The sequence below is a fragment of the Priestia sp. ABM2_011 genome, from assembly GCF_056158845.1.
The window spans coordinates 1,151,528-1,168,003 of the sequence record NZ_JBSWUB010000001.1; the positions used below are offsets into that span (position 1 = coordinate 1,151,528).

A 16,476-nucleotide genomic window follows, 5' to 3' on the forward strand; every position below is an offset into this window, starting at 1 on the left:
ATGATTTATAAAACTTTTCAATAGAAAAGTCACTGAGAATGCTTATCAAATCAAGGTTTCTTCACTTATCCAAACGTTTTGATACATAAAGGAAAGAGCTAAAAAGCCTTTATCTCACATGCTATTGGTCACTTTTGGTACAATGAATGAGAAAGGAAGTTGACACCTTTGAATTATATTCAAGTTAGCATTTTATTTTGTATAAAACAGTTAAAAGGTGAGCGAACCGCCTATGGTATTTATCATTTATTAACAGGTAAAAAGTCAGCGCAAACAATTCAAGACGGAAAAATTTTTGGAATCTCTTTTCTTTTTCAGTCATTTCTTTACTTAGATAAACGGTCTTTTGAAACCTGCGTTGCATATTTAAAAGAACAGCAGTATATCGAAGAAACTGAAAATCAAAAGTATGTGATGACAGATAAGGGACGAACACGCCTTGAAGATGAACTGACGGCTCGGCCCTTTCATCCAGCTTTAGACGGATGGAAATTCGCAAGCAGTACTCAATTATTTTTAGCAAGAATCACTTTGTTCATTCAGACCTTATCCAACCTACAGTATTTTCAAAAAGGGTTTTTACCCATTTCCAAAAATCCTGAGGTCATTCAATGGGTCAAAACGTATATTATGTCTCAAAAGCAAACGCGTCAAGAGTTAGCCGCCGAGCTATTCAAAGAGCTCCGAACGTGCTTGAAAGATTGTACGGAACGGGATGCGTCTCTTTTTGTTTTGCAACTGACTGGATACGAAAGAGTAGGCTTTACAAAAAATCAGTTAGCATATCAATATGAACTCGATGAGCATTATGTGCATATTCAACTTTTAGGGGTTATTCATCATATCATTGAAAAAGTGAGTCAAAATAATGAAAGCTTTCATGTACTTTCTTCTTTTTTGCATGATCTATATTTAGAATTGCCTTTGACAAGCTCGACGTTAAAAACGTATAGCTGGCTTCAAAAAGGAAAGACGCTTGAAGAAATTGCTTATATAAGGCGTTTAAAAGAAAGTACAATTGAAGATCATATTGCAGAATTAGCTCTGTTTGTTCCATCTTTTTCAATCGATGCATACGTATCGCCTAAGCAGCAGGAAGAAATTATCTCGGCTTTTGAAAGTTTGCGTACAAATAAATTAAAGGCGATAAAGGAAGAAGTAAAAGACGACGTTACCTATTTTCAGATTCGTCTCGTATTAGCAAAACATTTTACCTGATACTAAAAAAAGTGGTGTTTGATGTGAAGATAGAACAACTTCTACAGAAACAATTTGGCTATAGCCAATTTCGACTAGGACAAAAAGAGATTATTCAAGATATTTTAACAGGTCATAATGTGTTAGCGGTTCTTCCTACAGGAACAGGGAAATCATTGTGCTATCAGCTCCCCGCTTATGTGTTGAACCGACCGGTGCTGATTGTATCTCCTTTAATTTCACTGATGGAAGATCAAGTTCAACAACTAAAGGCAAGTGGAGAAAAGAGAGTTATTGCCTTAAATAGTTTCCTACAACAAGAAGAAAAAAGACGGGCGCTAAAAGATTTAGCTTTTTATCGTTTTATTTATGCATCTCCTGAAATTTTGCAAAACGCTGTTGTGGTAGAAGCATTAAAACAGGCAAAGGTAGGCCTTTTCGTTGTGGACGAGGCGCACTGTATTTCTCAGTGGGGACATGATTTCCGTTTGGATTATCTTCAGTTAGGAGATATATGGAAGGAACTTGGCAGTCCGCTATGTCTGGCACTAACAGGAACTGCGACCAGGGAAGTAGTGGAAGATATTAAGCGCTACTTATTGCTGCCTGCTGTCAACGAGCACATCTATTCCATGAATCGAAGTAATATTGCGATGAAAGTTGATTTTGTTGCAAGTATTGAAGAGAAAAAAGAGAAGTTGCTGATGTACGTTAGTGAACTGCAAAGTCCAGGAATTATCTATTGTTCCAGCCGATCTTGGACAGAAGCATTAACACAGCTTCTAAAGGAAAATGGGATACAGCGAGTGCAGTATTACCATGGGGGAATGGAACCGAATGAAAGAATGCTTGTTCAACAGCAATTTTTAGAAAATCAGCTGGATATCATTTGCTGCACAAGTGCATTTGGAATGGGGGTTAATAAATCGAATGTTCGCTTTGTTATTCATTTTCATACACCTACGCAGCTAGAAGCATACGTACAGGAAATTGGAAGAAGTGGACGCGATCAGCAAAACAGTATTGCGATTTTGCTTTATGCTGAAGGAGACGATGATTTTGCTCATTCTTTACTTGAAATTGAGCTTCCTTCTTCAGATATCATCTTATACTGCCTGTCGTATTTACGAAATCATGATCAGGCCATTCCTTTAAAACAAGTAGAGTCTCATTTTCTTTATACAGTGGGTATTCAAGAAACACATTGGAGATTTATTCGTTATTATTTGTACAGAGAAAATGTAGTGGAAAATGAACATGTTGAACCTAGGAAAATCCCTGAATCGCTGCATGAAACGATTGTTGCAGCTGTAAATAAACGTCTTCGAAACAAACATGACAAGTATCGTGCGATGAAGGAGTTTATTGAGGCAAAAGAATGCCGTCGTCAGGTGCTGCTTGGCTATTTCAATGAGCTCGGAAAATCAGAGCTTCAGAATTGTTGCGATTGCTGCGGATTGGATTTAGAAGCCTATAAAAAAACAAATGGTGAGCAAGAGCAATGGACATTTCAAGGCTGGGAATTAGAATTAGCTCGTTTGCTTCGTCAAGGAGAGATATAATGGCAAAGTCACAGCAAGAGCTTATTTCATCCATGACGGATGCAGAGCTGGTTAAAAATTTATATGTAACGCAGCTGCTCATCTGCTTTATTGCTTTAGGCATCGGTTTTTTCACATTTGATTCGTGGCATTCCTTTTTACAGTTTTTTGAGCTGGATTGGGCGTCTATTTTATTGTACGGGGGAGGTACAGCTCTCTTGGTAGTAGGAGGAGATATGCTTCTAATGAAATGTGTACCCGAGCATTTATATGATGACGGAGGGATTAATGAACGTTTATTTGCTAATCGTTCCATTCCTCATCTAGCCCTTATTTGCCTAATCGTTGCATGTTCAGAAGAAATATTATTTCGAGGGGTTATACAAGTTCAGTTTGGCCTTTTTTGGGCGAGTATCGTATTTGCACTCGTTCACATTCGATATTTAAAAAAGTGGTTTCTTTTTATTTCGGTTGTGGTTTTAAGCTTTTTAATAGGGTTGCTGTTTTGGTGGACCGAAAATTTGTATGTCACGATTTTCACTCATTTTCTCATTGATTTTTTATTAGGCCTGCAGATACGAAAGTCAAAAGGGAAATCTGTACAGCCAGAAGAACTCATGCAGTAAAGGTTAAGGAAACAGCCATTATTTTCAGTGTTATCCACATAATCTTTTATATTCACTCATATGTTGTACTAGCATACGAGGGGGTGGAATGTTGGAAAACAAGTTAATAGACTTTGAAAGCGATGAAACACTTCAATATATATTAGCGAGCGTTATCAAAAGAAAAGAGACGGTTAATAAGCTGAAAGCTAAAGAGAAAAGATGGAAGCTTTTGTTTTTAGCCAGCTTAACGGCTGTTATTAGCTACTTTTTTTTCATATTTCAAAGCGGTTTTTTTACGACGTTTAGCGAATTTTTCTCATTTTTGTTAGGTAACATAGGGCATTTGATGTTTCTATTGCTTACCGTCTCCCTTTATTTTTATACTGTACAGCTGCAGAAAAAAAGCGAGAAAGCGGAAAAGACTTTTCAAGACTTGCGCTGTGAGATTATTAAAAGAAGCAAAGAGCTATGGGCGACGCCTGAAACATGGGAGAACCGAAAAGAAACGTTCCGCTGGATGCAGTCCACTTATGGAATTAATTTATATCATGAAAATAAATAGAATCGCATGAAAAAGCCTCTTTTTACATAGAAGTTTAGTGAAGGGGGTTTTTTTGTGAGAGATTGGTTTAACTTGCTGGCTGCGTGGTTATGCAGTTATTATATCAGCAGTTTAACGGCTGTAGGCTCAAAAGCTTCGTTAACCTATTTACTTATTCAAATGATTTTACATCCGTTAGATGTGTTTGGTATTATAATCTTATTTTTCACGGCTCTTTTTTGTCTGTCGGCGGCAGTTCGTAAAGTGTTTCTGCAAAGTCGGTTGTTTCTAAAAGGCTATAAGGTAAAATGGCATGAATATCTTGTTTCATGTCTATGTGTGATAGGAATTTTATCGTTAAGTACAGTTGCGCTCTATCAAGTAGTAGGTTTGTTAACAATTGCGACAATTTATGCCCTTTCTTCTTTAACAGAAACACACCGTGTATAAAATGAAAAGAAGGAGAATATATGGTTATTTCTTTAATTATTTTAGCGTTAGGCATAGGCCTGCTGATTTTTATGTTTTCGGAAGCCCATCGTACATATGTAGAAGAAAGAACGATTCATTTATCAGCATTTCCCGGAAATCAGCAGCCTTTACGCCTGTTTTTTATATCGGATGTACATAAGCGAACAGTTTCGTCGAAGCTGTTGGAAAAAATACCTGGTGAAGTAGATTTTGTGATCATAGGCGGTGACTTACTAGAAGGAGGAGTACCTTTATTGCGTGCTCGTCAAAATATTCAAAAGCTTAAAACGCTTGGACCGGTCTATTTTGTATGGGGAAATAATGATTACGAAGTAAGTCAAGTGCAATTGAAGCAGATGCTTAAGGATGAGGGAGTTATTACCCTTAAAAACGAGCATGTCTCTGCAGTTTCTAAACATGGTACTACATGCAATTTTGCGGGAGTAGATGATTTATCCGAAGGTGAGATGGATCTAAAGCGAGCTGTTTCTTCCATTGAACCTGACCAGCTTACCATTCTTCTAAGCCACAATCCTGATGTTATCTATTATGTAGATGAAGAATCAAAAGTAGATTTAATTTTGAGCGGACATACACACGGAGGACAGATACGCTTATTTAATTTTGGTATGTATGAATTAGGAGGGCTGAAAGAGAAAAGACAGATTCCTCTTTTTGTTAGTAATGGATATGGTACAACCTCCCTGCCTCTCCGTTTACAAGCTAGAGCACAAACGCATTATATCACTTTAAAAAGGAAAGAATAGCCTTGAACAAACTCTTTACATAGCATATACAAATTTTACACACAGGATAACTTATCCTATAATTCAATTAATAGAAACAGTTCACGAAGAGTAGTTGGAGGTTACGTATGGCTCACGAAGGGAAGTATAATATTAAAGCCATCTCAAATATGGTCGGTATCAGCCGGGAACTTTGCGTGCATGGGAACGACGCTATCAAATTTTAAATCCTGTCCGCAACGAATCGGGGCATCGGTTATATACAGAGGAAGATTTGCGGAAATTAAAATGGCTCACGGAAAAAGTGAGCGGAGGTTTTACGATTAGTCAAGCGGTTTCGTTATTAGAAACGGAAAGTAGTACAGTAGGAGCGTTTGAAGAAGAAGGAGAAGTAGATTCCCCTCAAAAAATTAGGGATGAGCTGTTAACGATGCTTCTATCTTTTGAAGAAGGAAAAGCACAGGATTTAATTAATCATGCGTTTAGCCTGTATTCGGTAGAAAAAGTGGTTATTGATATTTTGGGTTCTCTACTCGTGACGGTTGGAGATATGTGGGAAAAAGGGCAAATCACAAGTGCTCATGAGCATTATACGACTCAAGTATTAAAAACGCGTATCAGCATGATTTTTTATTCGCTGCCTTCAAATGGCTTATTGCCTAAAGCGATTGCTGTATGTGGGCCTAATGAGACACATGAAGTTGGACTTCTAGTCTTTACGCTATTTTTACGCCGTAAAGGGTTTGAGGTTATTTATTTAGGAAGCAGCATTGAAGATAAAGATGTTGAGCTAATTGTTAAAGAAGTAGACCCAACGTTTTTATTTATGTCATGCACAATGATGGAAAATGCCGAGAAAACACTGAATTTGACGAACCAAATGATAAAGAAATTCCCGCATCTTAAAGTAGGATTAGGCGGTTATGTGTTTGATGGTTTAGATAGCAAAAGAAAAGGCGAGGCTCAGCCGTTTATTTTAGGAAATACAAAAGAAGAGTGGAACAGCTGGCTAACAAAAAAATTAGCAGAAATTGATTGAGAATAGCTTGTCTTTCCTTTCATAAACCTGTAAACTCGTAAGTAAACATCACGAACCGTTTTCCAAAAAATACATATACTGCATTATCGAACCATGTGGTTATGAGTGCAAGCGGGGAGGGACGCTAATGAGGCTTGAACGATTAAACTATAATAAGCTAAAAGTTTTTTTGACCTACGATGATTTAAAAGAAAGAGGGTTAACAAAAGAAGATCTATGGACAGATACATTCAAAGTAAAACAGCTCTTTCGTGAGATGATAGAGCAAGCTTCTCAAGAACTGAACTTTGAACCTACAAATTCTCTTTCGGTAGAAGTTTTTTCACTTCAAGCACAGGGAATGGTTGTATTTGTGACAAAGCAGTATGAAGAAGAAACCAGCTACGGTGAGTTCGATGAAGACGAGTTCGAGGACTTCATTGAAATGCAGGTCATGCTAGATGAAAGCGAAGACATGTTTTTTGAGTTTGATTCATTTGAAGATGTCATTCAGCTGACCAAGCGCATGTCAAACTTTTACGATACGGATAGCGTGCTCTATTCATTCGAAAAACGTTTTTACGTGCTGTTGGATTATCACATGCTGTCACCGGCTGAAGTTGGGAATATGATTGCGGTTTTGGCGGAGTATGGAAATCCCTCTACAATTACAAAGCACCGCGTAAATGAATATGGAAAAATATTAGTAGAAAAGAGAGCTCTGGAGTATATTAACTCTGTCTTTTCTTAACTGTTTAATTGAAATAATTACACCCGTGAAGGATAAAGCACTTTTATTAAAATAAGAGTGGCTGCACTTTCAGCTTGTACAAAGTTGTTGAAAGTGCTCTTTATCACCGGGTGTTTTTTATTTTTTTAAGACGATTAACGCATACTAGGAAAGAGGCAGACTTAAAACATTGTAGCATACCTTGTAAAGTTATTGGAAGCGTTTTCTTAGAAGAACACAAAAAATACTAAAAGTTCGATATTTTCCTTTGCAATGTAAAACTAAGGGTGTATACTATGTCATGAAAGAAGCCCATTCAATTAAAAACGAATAATTTTCGATACATTTTAGGAGGTTTACAGATGGTAGCCGACAAGATGCAAGACAGTAAAAATAGTCAAGAAGAGAAGCATGATGTTTTAAAATCTACACAAACAGTGATACATAAAGCGTTAGAAAAACTAGGCTATCCTGATGAAGTGTATGAACTATTAAAAGAGCCATTACGAATGATGACAGTAAAAATTCCTGTTCGTATGGATGACGGATCAGTTAAGATTTTTACAGGTCACCGAGCGCAGCATAACGATGCAGTTGGTCCTACGAAAGGTGGAATTCGTTTTCACCCAAACGTAACTGAAAAAGAAGTAAAAGCTCTATCTATATGGATGAGTTTAAAATGTGGAATCGTTGACCTTCCTTACGGTGGAGGAAAAGGTGGAATTGTTTGTGATCCTCGAAATATGTCTTTTGGAGAATTAGAGCGTTTAAGCCGCGGATATGTTCGTGCGATTAGCCAAATTGTTGGACCAACAAAGGATATTCCAGCGCCGGATGTGTTTACAAATTCACAAATTATGGCTTGGATGATGGATGAATACAGCCGGATTGATGAATTTAACTCGCCTGGCTTTATTACTGGAAAGCCCCTTGTCTTAGGTGGTTCGCACGGCCGTGAAACTGCGACTGCAAAAGGAGTAACTATTTGTATTCGTGAAGCAGCGAAAAAACGAGGCATTGAATTACAAGGTGCACGGGTAGTAGTACAAGGGTTTGGAAATGCAGGAAGCTTTTTAGCTAAGTTCATGCACGACGCTGGTGCTAAAATTGTAGGGATATCTGATGCATACGGAGCGCTGCATGATCCTAATGGTTTAGACATTGATTATTTATTAGATCGACGCGATAGCTTTGGTACAGTAACGAAATTATTCAATAATACTATCAGCAACAAAGAGCTGCTTGAACTTGACTGTGACATCCTAGTTCCAGCTGCGATTGAAAATCAAATTACAGAAGAAAATGCCCATAACATTCAAGCGAGTATTGTGGTGGAAGCAGCAAATGGACCAACAACTCTTGAAGCAACGCGCATCTTGTCAGAGAGAGGGATTTTATTAGTTCCAGACGTTTTGGCAAGTGCTGGCGGTGTAACAGTCTCTTATTTTGAATGGGTGCAAAATAACCAAGGTTATTATTGGACGGAAGAAGAAGTAGAAGAAAAGCTTGAAAAAGTAATGGTGAAATCATTTAATAACATCTACGAAACTTCTACAACTCGAAAAGTCGACATGCGTCTAGCTGCTTATATGATAGGCGTAAGAAAAATGGCAGAAGGCTCTCGCTTCAGAGGCTGGATTTAAAAACAGAACAGCAGAACAATTGCGTAAATAGAAAAAATCTCCTATCATTAATGAGGAGATTTTTTTGTTTTACACTGCGTTAAAATAAAAAAAGGTGCGTTTACAACTGAAGGAGTGACAGGCATGAAGAAAGAAAAAGTAATTATTGTTGGCGGAGGACCATGCGGGCTTTCAGCAGCTATTGAGCTTCAACATACAGGTATTGATGCCCTTGTAATTGAAAAAGGCAATATTGTGAATGCAATTTATAACTATCCGACCCACCAAACGTTTTTTAGTTCAAGTGAAAAACTAGAAATTGGGGATGTCCCTTTTATTACCGAAAATCGTAAGCCTGTGCGCAACCAAGCTCTTGCTTACTACCGAGAAGTGGTGAAGCGCAAGCAAGTTCGAATTCAGCCGTTTGAACGTGTCTTGCAAGTAGACAAACAAGCGGAAAACCAAATTATTGTCACAACATCCAAAGAGACATATGAAGCGGAGAATGTCATTATAGCTACGGGCTATTACGATCATCCTAATTATATGAATGTTCCTGGTGAAGATTTATCAAAGGTATTTCATTATTTCAAAGAAGCGCATCCGTATTTTGATAAAGATGTAGTCGTTATAGGCGGAAAAAACTCTAGCGTCGATGCAGCTCTGGAATTGGTGAAGTGTGATGCAAGGGTGACGGTTATTTATCGTGGCTCAGATTACTCCCCTAGCGTAAAACCTTGGATATTGCCTGAATTTGAAGCGCTGGTTCGAAATGGAACGATTGGGATGCATTTTAACGCTCATGTAACAAAGATAACGGATGAAGCAGTAACATATGAGCAGGAAGGGAAAGAATTTACGATTAGTAACGATTTCGTTTTTGCCATGACTGGCTATCACCCTGATCACTCGTTTTTAACAAAAATGGGTGTGGAATTAGATGATGAAACAGGCCGCCCTTCTTTTAACGAAGAGACGATGGAAACAAACGTGGAAGGAATTTATATCGCTGGTGTGATTGCTGCAGGAAACAATGCTAATGAGATTTTTATTGAAAATGGACGTTTTCATGGGAAATCAATCGCTTCTCATATTATCAACAAAAACAACGCATAGGCTTCTATGCGTTGTTTTACTAATGATTAAATAGCTGCTGCAGCTCATCATGATTCGTTGTTACTTGGAGAGCAACCAACAGTTTAATGCGTGCTTTAGGACCATTTAAGCCATTTGAAAAAATAACGCCCATCTCTTTTAACAGCTTGCCACCGCCTTCATACCCATATACATCTTGAGCAATTCCATTAAAACAGCGAGAAACGAGCACGATGGGTATCTTTCGCTTCAAAAGCAATTGAATTCCTGGAATGGTGAGAGGAGGCAGATTTCCTTGACCGAGGGCTTCAATTATAAGTCCGTCAACATTCATTGAAGCCACTGCTTGAAATAAATGGTCGTCCATTCCTGCATAAGCTTTTAATAAAGTGATTTGTTTATCTATTTGATTAACAGGATAAAATTCATGTTCTGTAGGCATGTGGTGAAAAGATACGCCGCGTTTTGTGATTAATCCTATTGGCCCGTACTGAGGGCTTTGAAATGTCGCCACGTTGCTTGTGTGGGTCTTGGTCACATTTTCAGCGGTATGAATTTCATCGTTCATCACAACTAAGACACCTTTTCCTTTTGCCCCGTCACTAATAGCCACCCGAACCGCAGATATAAAATTATAAGGACCGTCTGAACCGATTTCATTGCTTGATCTCATAGCTCCAGTTAAGACAATTGGAATATCTGTATGCACGGTTAAATCTAAAAAATAAGCGGTTTCTTCCAGCGTGTCCGTGCCGTGGGTTAACACGACTGCATCAATTTTGCCTTCATTAATTTTATCGCGTATTTTTTTTGAAAGTATAAGCATTTCCTTAGGAGTAATATGAGGAGAAGGCAGATGAAATGCTTCTTCTACGATTACATTGGCCATACCTGAAACAGATGATGTTGAGCGGTGAAGCGGGTTTTGAATATCTGGTGCTACCGCTCCAGTTTCCATGTCTTCTTTCATCGAGATTGTGCCGCCGGTGTGAAGAATATAAACAGTTTTCATAGAGAGCTCCTTTCAATTTTTCGTATAAGTATGATACATTTTTTGGTATACTTGTTTAAGGTCTTTGTTAGGCTTTGTAAATCGACAGCAAGTTATGTGAGTATTTACATATAAAGATAAGGACATTATAGACGGAGATTTTCATCCTAAAGATAACATGTTACTATTAAAAAAAATAGAGGAGATGAGGCGCTATTTATGTTGGCGATTGTATCTGCAGGCATTGCGCCAGGATTGGCATTGTTAAGTTTTTTTTATTTGAAAGATGAATATGAAACTGAGCCTATTTCAATGGTATTAAAAACATTTATTTTTGGAGCAATGCTTGTTTTGCCAATTATGTTTATTCAATATGTATTTGGTGAAGAACACGTTTTTCAATCACCTTTTCTTGAAGCATTTTTTACGACAAGCTTTTTAGAAGAATTTTTCAAATGGTTCATTTTATATTTCACGATTTATCAGCATGTGGAATTTGATGAGCATTACGATGGAATTGTTTACGGGGCAGCTGTTTCATTAGGTTTTGCTACCGTTGAAAATATTTTATATTTATTTGCAAATGGTTTAGAATCAGCGCTAGGAAGAGCCATTTTACCCGTATCTAGTCATGCTTTATTCGGCGTCATTATGGGGTATTATTTAGGGAAAGCAAAGTTTTCTGAAGGAAAGGAAAAAACGAAGTGGACGCTGTATTCCGTATTTGCGCCGCTCATTTTACATGGAACATATGATTATATTTTAAAAACAATGGATCATTGGGTATTTATTATTATTCCATTTATGATTTATTTATGGTGGCTGGCATTAAGAAAAGTAAAAAAGGCCAAACAGCCATCGATTGTCTAGGCTCAGCTTGTAAATCTTTTTTGAGAGATTTACGAGCTGAGTTTTTTCATTTCGGTAAATTTTGCGCACCTTGTATAAAAAAACAACCTTTACAAAAAATACTCCTATCATCTTATCAGTTACATACGATGTAGGAGGTTTTGTCATGTTATCATTTCGATGTTTTAAAAAGTATGCATGTCTCATATGCATATGTTCATTTATTGCAGCGTCCGTTGTGAGTCCAAAGGCCGCTCACGCGTTTTCAAATCAAGTCATTCAACACGGAGCAGTTGGAGATGACGTTATTGAGCTGCAGTCGAGACTTCAGTATTTAGGTTATTATAACGGGAAAATTGACGGTGTATTTGGATGGAGCACATACTGGGCACTGCGCAATTTTCAATATGAATTTGGCATTAAAAAGATTGACGGTTTAGCAGGCTGGCAAACAAAGATTAAATTAGCTAACGCAACAAAATATCACGAAAGCTATGTGAAAAATCAAATTAGAAAAGGCAATAAGTTTACGCACTATGGCGGTAAGCCTCTTGATCAGCAGTCTAAAGGAAGCGGTAGCAGTGGAAAAAGCAGCGGGAACAATGGTCAGCAAAAAGCACAAAGCGGATCTTCTCAAGCAAAAAAACCTGCCAGTCAGCCGCAGCGTAATACGTCTAAAGGAAATTCTGAACAACAGAAAGAAAAAGCACAAAAGCCAACAGCGGTGAATGTACCGAGCGGGTTTTCACAAAATGATATTCAGCTCATGGCAAATGCTGTGCATGGTGAAGCACGGGGTGAACCATATAATGGCCAAGTAGCCGTAGCGGCCGTTATTTTAAACCGAGTTAACAGTCCGTCATTTCCAAATACAGTCGCTGGAGTTATTTTTGAACCGCGTGCATTTACTGCCGTAGCAGATGGGCAAATTTGGCTTGAACCCAATCCAACATCTAAAAAAGCGGTTATGGATGCGATTAACGGATGGGATCCTACTGGGAATGCTATTTATTACTTTAATCCGGATACAGCAACAAGCGCATGGATTTGGTCACGTCCTCAAATTAAGCAAATCGGGAAACACATTTTCTGTCGATAAAGAGAGGTGAAGGAAACATGATTCGAACAATTTTAATTGTATTATTAGCTATTGGTGTTGTAGGTGTAGGGTATTGGGGGTACAGCGAACATCAAGAAAAAGATGCTGTGCTGCTTCAAGCGGAGAATACGTATCAACGAGCATTTCATGATTTGTCATATCAGCTAGATTTATTAAATGATAAAATCGGTGGCACGCTTGCCATGAGTTCGAGAGATCAGCTTTCGCCCGCGCTTGCAGAAGTATGGCGTTTAACTTCTGAAGCTCATAACAATGTAGGACAGCTGCCTTTATCGCTTTTACCGTTCAATAAAACAGAAGAGTTTCTTTCAGATGTTGGTGACTTTACGTACAAAGTGGCGGTAAGGGATTTAAGCAAATCTCCCTTAACAGATAAAGAGTATAAAACGTTAAATTCGCTTTATGATCAGTCAGGCGAAATTCAAAATGAAATGCGCCAAGTACAGCATCTAGTCATTGATAATAACTTGCGCTGGATGGATGTTGAGCTAGCTCTAGCCACAAAAGAAAAGCAAGGGGACAATACGATTATTGACGGATTAAAAACCGTTGAAAAAAGTATGGATTCTTTTGCCGAAACAGATTTAGGGGTTATGAATGCAACGAATGAACAGGAAAAAAACGCTTTTCATCAATTAAAAGGTAGAGAAGTTAGTGAAGATGTTGCTAAACAAGTGGCGCGTTCGTTTTTGAATTTAAAAGGAAATGAACAAATTCATATTGTAAAGAGCGGAAAAGATGCCGATTATGAGGTGTACAGCTTAACCATTACAGATCCAAAGACTAAACAAGAGACGTATATGGATATTACCCAAAAAGGTGGATATCCGCTTTGGGTGCTCGAAGATCGAGATATTAAAAAACAAAATATTAGTTTAAACGATGCTATGAACAAAGCGACTAAGTTTTTAAAAGATCATCGTTTTGAAAGCCTAGTGATGGCTGAAAGCGCTCAATACGATAACATGGGAGTCTTTACATTCGTTGAGCAAACGGAAAGTGGAGTTCGGATTTATCCGGATTCAGTTAAAATGAAAATGTCTTTAGAAGATGGATCTGTGATTGGCTTCTCAGCTAAAGACTTCTTATTAAAACATCGTACAAGAGATATTCCAAAACCTAAAATTTCGAAAGAACAGGCAAAAACCAAGCTAAACTCGAATGTAAAAGTGATGGAAGACCGCTTGGCAATTATTACAAATGATTTAAACGAAGAAGTGCTATGCTATGAGTTTTTAGGGACAATTAAAAATGATACGTATCGTATTTTTATCAATGCCGATACGGGTTTTGAAGAGAAAGTCGAAAAACTGCAAAACTCAGAACCTTTATATAATGAAGTGTAAAGCTGAGAAACCGGTGTCTATAGACACCGGTTTTTTGTATTGTATAAGTTTTTTTGAGTCTAAATGACTAATTTTTATTTACAAAATAAATATATTTGACTATGTTTAAATAAAGGGAAAAAGTGTATATAGTGGAACTGAAGGAGAGAGAAGATGATAAAAGCGGGAATGAGGTTGACGTTAGAGAGCGGGCACAGAGAGTCTACCTTACAACAAACGTATCGATGTAAGGTAGTTGAGTTTACGGAAGACGTGATTTATATTAGCTATCCGCTAAATGAAGAAACGCAGCGAAGTGCTTTTTTACTAAAAGGTACAAAATTGCTGGCTACGTTTATTGGATATAATCAAAATGTATATACCTTTCCAACTGAAGTAACAGGACGCGAAATAAAAGGCATGCCTGTAGTAAAGCTCTTTTACCCGGGCGATAAAAAGTTAAAATCTATCCAAAGAAGAAATTTTTTCCGTGTGCCGCTTACAGTGAAGGCGGTGATAAAAAGTGAACAAGAACAGCAGGCCGTAATGGAAATCATGACTAAAAACATCAGTGCAGGTGGAGTAGCCGGCTCCTTCCATCATTCGCTGCTTTTTAATGAGAAAGATTCCGTTGTTGTACGATTAAGTCTTCCTAATCGTGAGGGAACTTTGCAGCATCTTGAATTAAAAGGGGAAGTTGTACGAATTACCGCCCCGACTTCCTGTAAAGTAGGTCAGCTATCTATTAAATTTATGGACATGGAAAAACAAACGAAAGAAATGATGATTCGTTATACCTTAAAGCGTCAGCTCGACCTAAGGAGAAAAGGTCTTCTTTAGCGTATAAAAAAAACTTCTCTTTCCTAAACTGTAAGCAAAGGTATTACTTCTTACAAAAGGAGAAAAAGATGAATCGAATAGAACGAATTTTAATTAAATTAGTGGTTATTCAATTTGTGTTTTTAATAATTGCCCAATGTATTTTACTATCTAGCAGTCACAGTACATATTTCTCAAAGGTCATTCAGTATGAGGGAGTTAGCAAAAATAATTTTAATAAAATTATTGAAACATTCGACCAGTAGTCGGACGTATGGTAGAATAACTAGGAAAGAAACATGCAGTGAACACCAGGCAGGAGAAGACCCCCTGCTCTTTTTTTCGTTTATAAACGTTTCATATAAAATGGCTCATTGTATAAAAGATGAAAGTGGTTTGTTCCTGTTTTGAAATTAAGGGAGGCACTTATGGAAAAACAAATTTCAATCGCGATTGACGGTCCTGCAGCTGCTGGGAAAAGTACAGTGGCAAAGATTATAGCAGAAACCTTATCATATATTTATGTTGATACAGGAGCGATGTATCGTGCTCTAACGTATCAAGCGCAGAAAAACCAGGTGGATTTGCAAAATGAAGAAGAGCTATTGCATTTGCTTAATGAAACAGTAATCGATTTAAAACCGTCTGAATCTGGGCAGGTAGTCATCTTAAATGGACAGAATGTTACAAGTGAAATTCGTTCCGCAGAAGTAACTAACTCTGTATCCATTGTAGCGAAACATCGTGCAGTTCGTGAAGAGATGGTAGCGAGACAGCAGGGCCTTGCTAAAGATGGAGGCGTTGTAATGGATGGACGTGATATCGGTACACACGTGCTTCCTCAGGCAGAAGTTAAAATCTTTTTATTAGCGTCTGTGGATGAAAGAGCACAGCGACGCCATGATGAAAACATAAAAAAAGGTTTTGAATCAAATTTAGAGCGTTTAAAAGAAGAAATTGCCCGCAGAGACAAGCTGGATTCTGAGCGTGAAGTAGCACCTCTTAAAAAAGCTGAAGATGCAATTGAAATCGATACAACTTCCTTATCGATTGAAGGAGTTGTAGAAAAAATACTTTCTATTACAAACGAAAGGATTGGATGATTTTGAGCTTTTATATGTTTGCACGTGGCATTGTAAAAGGTATTTTAACACCAGTTTATCGTTATGAAGTAATCGGTGCAGAAAATATCCCTTCAGAAGGCGGAGTTTTGCTTTGTTCAAATCATATTGACAACTTAGATCCGCCTACGGTAGGTGTGACATGTCCAAGGCCTATTTCGTTTATGGCAAAAGCAGAGCTGTTTAAAGCACCTTTTCTGAAGACGGTTCTGCCAAAGTTAGAAACGTTCCCTGTAAAGCGGGGGATGGCAGATCGTGAAGCTTTGCGCCAAGGGTTAAAGATTTTAAAAGAAGGAAAAGTGCTTGGATTATTTCCAGAAGGAACAAGAAGTAAAGATGGAAAATTAGGAAAAGGAATGGCTGGAGTAGGCTTTTTTGCTTTGCGTTCAAAAGCAGCTGTTGTTCCTTGTGCTGTTATTGGTCCATATAAGCGTTTTGCAAGGTTAAAAGTAGTGTACGGACCGCCAATTCAGATGGATGAACTTCGTGAACGAAAGGCATCAGCCGAGGAAGTAACCGAAGTTATTATGAAAAGCATTGGTGAATTAATTGAAAAATATCAATAGTTTGTAACCTTATGACTTGACAAAAGATTCTATTTATTAGAAGTTAGTAACAAAGAGAGTTTTTTCTATACAGAGCTATATACAATAATGATGAGCTAAAAGAGTGAAGAACTCTT

Annotated in this window: 17 protein-coding genes and 1 pseudogene; 17 read left to right on the plus strand and 1 reads right to left on the minus strand. The window is 37.8% G+C overall.

Annotated elements, in window-relative coordinates:
• Positions 1-168: 168 nt before the first annotated feature.
• The 10 genes and pseudogenes from ACXAE4_RS06130 to ACXAE4_RS06175 all read left to right on the plus strand — a co-directional run bounded on the left by ACXAE4_RS06130 (position 169) and on the right by ACXAE4_RS06175 (position 9,590).
• Complete coding sequence (locus ACXAE4_RS06130) at positions 169-1,218, plus strand: YpbB family protein (RefSeq protein WP_028411529.1); 1,050 nt, start codon at positions 169-171, stop codon at positions 1,216-1,218.
• Positions 1,219-1,241: 23 nt separating this feature from the next.
• A complete protein-coding gene (locus ACXAE4_RS06135) occupies positions 1,242-2,759 on the plus strand; it encodes a RecQ family ATP-dependent DNA helicase (protein ID WP_289578416.1) in 1,518 nt (505 codons plus the stop codon).
• The gene (locus tag ACXAE4_RS06140) at positions 2,759-3,364 is read left to right on the plus strand and encodes a CPBP family intramembrane glutamic endopeptidase (RefSeq protein WP_047749868.1); all 606 of its coding nucleotides are present in this window, start codon (positions 2,759-2,761) and stop codon (positions 3,362-3,364) included. Before ACXAE4_RS06135 ends, ACXAE4_RS06140 begins: the two co-directional genes overlap by 1 nt.
• Before the next feature lie 88 nt (positions 3,365-3,452).
• On the plus strand, positions 3,453-3,908 hold the full coding sequence (locus ACXAE4_RS06145) for a DUF2663 family protein (protein ID WP_047749869.1): 456 nt from the start codon (positions 3,453-3,455) through the stop codon (positions 3,906-3,908).
• Between the two features lie 54 nt (positions 3,909-3,962).
• The gene (locus tag ACXAE4_RS06150; protein ID WP_099331266.1) at positions 3,963-4,337 is read left to right on the plus strand and encodes a hypothetical protein; all 375 of its coding nucleotides are present in this window, start codon (positions 3,963-3,965) and stop codon (positions 4,335-4,337) included.
• A gap of 20 nt (positions 4,338-4,357) precedes the next feature.
• The gene (locus ACXAE4_RS06155; RefSeq protein WP_099331265.1) at positions 4,358-5,125 is read left to right on the plus strand and encodes a metallophosphoesterase; all 768 of its coding nucleotides are present in this window, start codon (positions 4,358-4,360) and stop codon (positions 5,123-5,125) included.
• A gap of 107 nt (positions 5,126-5,232) precedes the next feature.
• A pseudogene (locus ACXAE4_RS06160) lies at positions 5,233-6,143 on the plus strand (MerR family transcriptional regulator).
• A gap of 127 nt (positions 6,144-6,270) precedes the next feature.
• Complete coding sequence (locus ACXAE4_RS06165) at positions 6,271-6,873, plus strand: genetic competence negative regulator (protein ID WP_025750420.1); 603 nt, start codon at positions 6,271-6,273, stop codon at positions 6,871-6,873.
• 356 nt (positions 6,874-7,229) lie between these two features.
• On the plus strand, positions 7,230-8,495 hold the full coding sequence (locus ACXAE4_RS06170) for a Glu/Leu/Phe/Val family dehydrogenase (RefSeq protein WP_370506064.1): 1,266 nt from the start codon (positions 7,230-7,232) through the stop codon (positions 8,493-8,495).
• A gap of 123 nt (positions 8,496-8,618) precedes the next feature.
• Positions 8,619-9,590: a YpdA family putative bacillithiol disulfide reductase gene (locus tag ACXAE4_RS06175; protein ID WP_099331263.1), complete on the plus strand. Its 972-nt coding sequence runs from the start codon at positions 8,619-8,621 to the stop codon at positions 9,588-9,590.
• Positions 9,591-9,609: 19 nt separating this feature from the next.
• Here the strand turns inward: ACXAE4_RS06175 and ACXAE4_RS06180 are convergent, their stop codons facing one another.
• Entirely contained in the window at positions 9,610-10,581 is a 972-nt protein-coding gene (locus ACXAE4_RS06180; protein ID WP_099331262.1) for an asparaginase, read from the minus strand.
• Positions 10,582-10,779: 198 nt separating this feature from the next.
• On the opposite strand from ACXAE4_RS06180, the gene prsW reads away from it, so the two are divergent.
• The 7 genes from prsW (at position 10,780) to ACXAE4_RS06215 (ending at position 16,360) form a co-directional block, all read left to right on the plus strand.
• Positions 10,780-11,430: a glutamic-type intramembrane protease PrsW gene (prsW, locus tag ACXAE4_RS06185; RefSeq protein WP_028411520.1), complete on the plus strand. Its 651-nt coding sequence runs from the start codon at positions 10,780-10,782 to the stop codon at positions 11,428-11,430.
• Between the two features lie 145 nt (positions 11,431-11,575).
• On the plus strand, positions 11,576-12,508 hold the full coding sequence (gene sleB, locus ACXAE4_RS06190; protein WP_028411519.1) for a spore cortex-lytic enzyme: 933 nt from the start codon (positions 11,576-11,578) through the stop codon (positions 12,506-12,508).
• 17 nt (positions 12,509-12,525) lie between these two features.
• Positions 12,526-13,875, plus strand: a complete 1,350-nt coding sequence (gene ypeB, locus ACXAE4_RS06195) for a germination protein YpeB (protein ID WP_014458333.1) — start codon at positions 12,526-12,528, stop codon at positions 13,873-13,875.
• Positions 13,876-14,028: 153 nt separating this feature from the next.
• Positions 14,029-14,694 (plus strand): flagellar brake protein, encoded by a 666-nt coding sequence (locus ACXAE4_RS06200; protein ID WP_028411518.1) that lies wholly within the window; start codon positions 14,029-14,031, stop codon positions 14,692-14,694.
• A gap of 68 nt (positions 14,695-14,762) precedes the next feature.
• Positions 14,763-14,939, plus strand: a complete 177-nt coding sequence (locus ACXAE4_RS06205) for a YpfB family protein (RefSeq protein WP_013059030.1) — start codon at positions 14,763-14,765, stop codon at positions 14,937-14,939.
• Between the two features lie 162 nt (positions 14,940-15,101).
• Positions 15,102-15,776, plus strand: coding sequence for a (d)CMP kinase (gene cmk / locus ACXAE4_RS06210; protein ID WP_028411517.1), 675 nt, complete (start codon positions 15,102-15,104; stop codon positions 15,774-15,776).
• Positions 15,773-16,360 carry a lysophospholipid acyltransferase family protein gene (locus tag ACXAE4_RS06215; protein WP_033579748.1) on the plus strand — a complete coding sequence of 196 codons (588 nt, stop codon included), beginning with the start codon at positions 15,773-15,775 and terminating at the stop codon, positions 16,358-16,360. The genes cmk and ACXAE4_RS06215 overlap by 4 nt, the downstream gene beginning before the upstream one ends.
• Positions 16,361-16,476 lie beyond the last annotated feature (116 nt).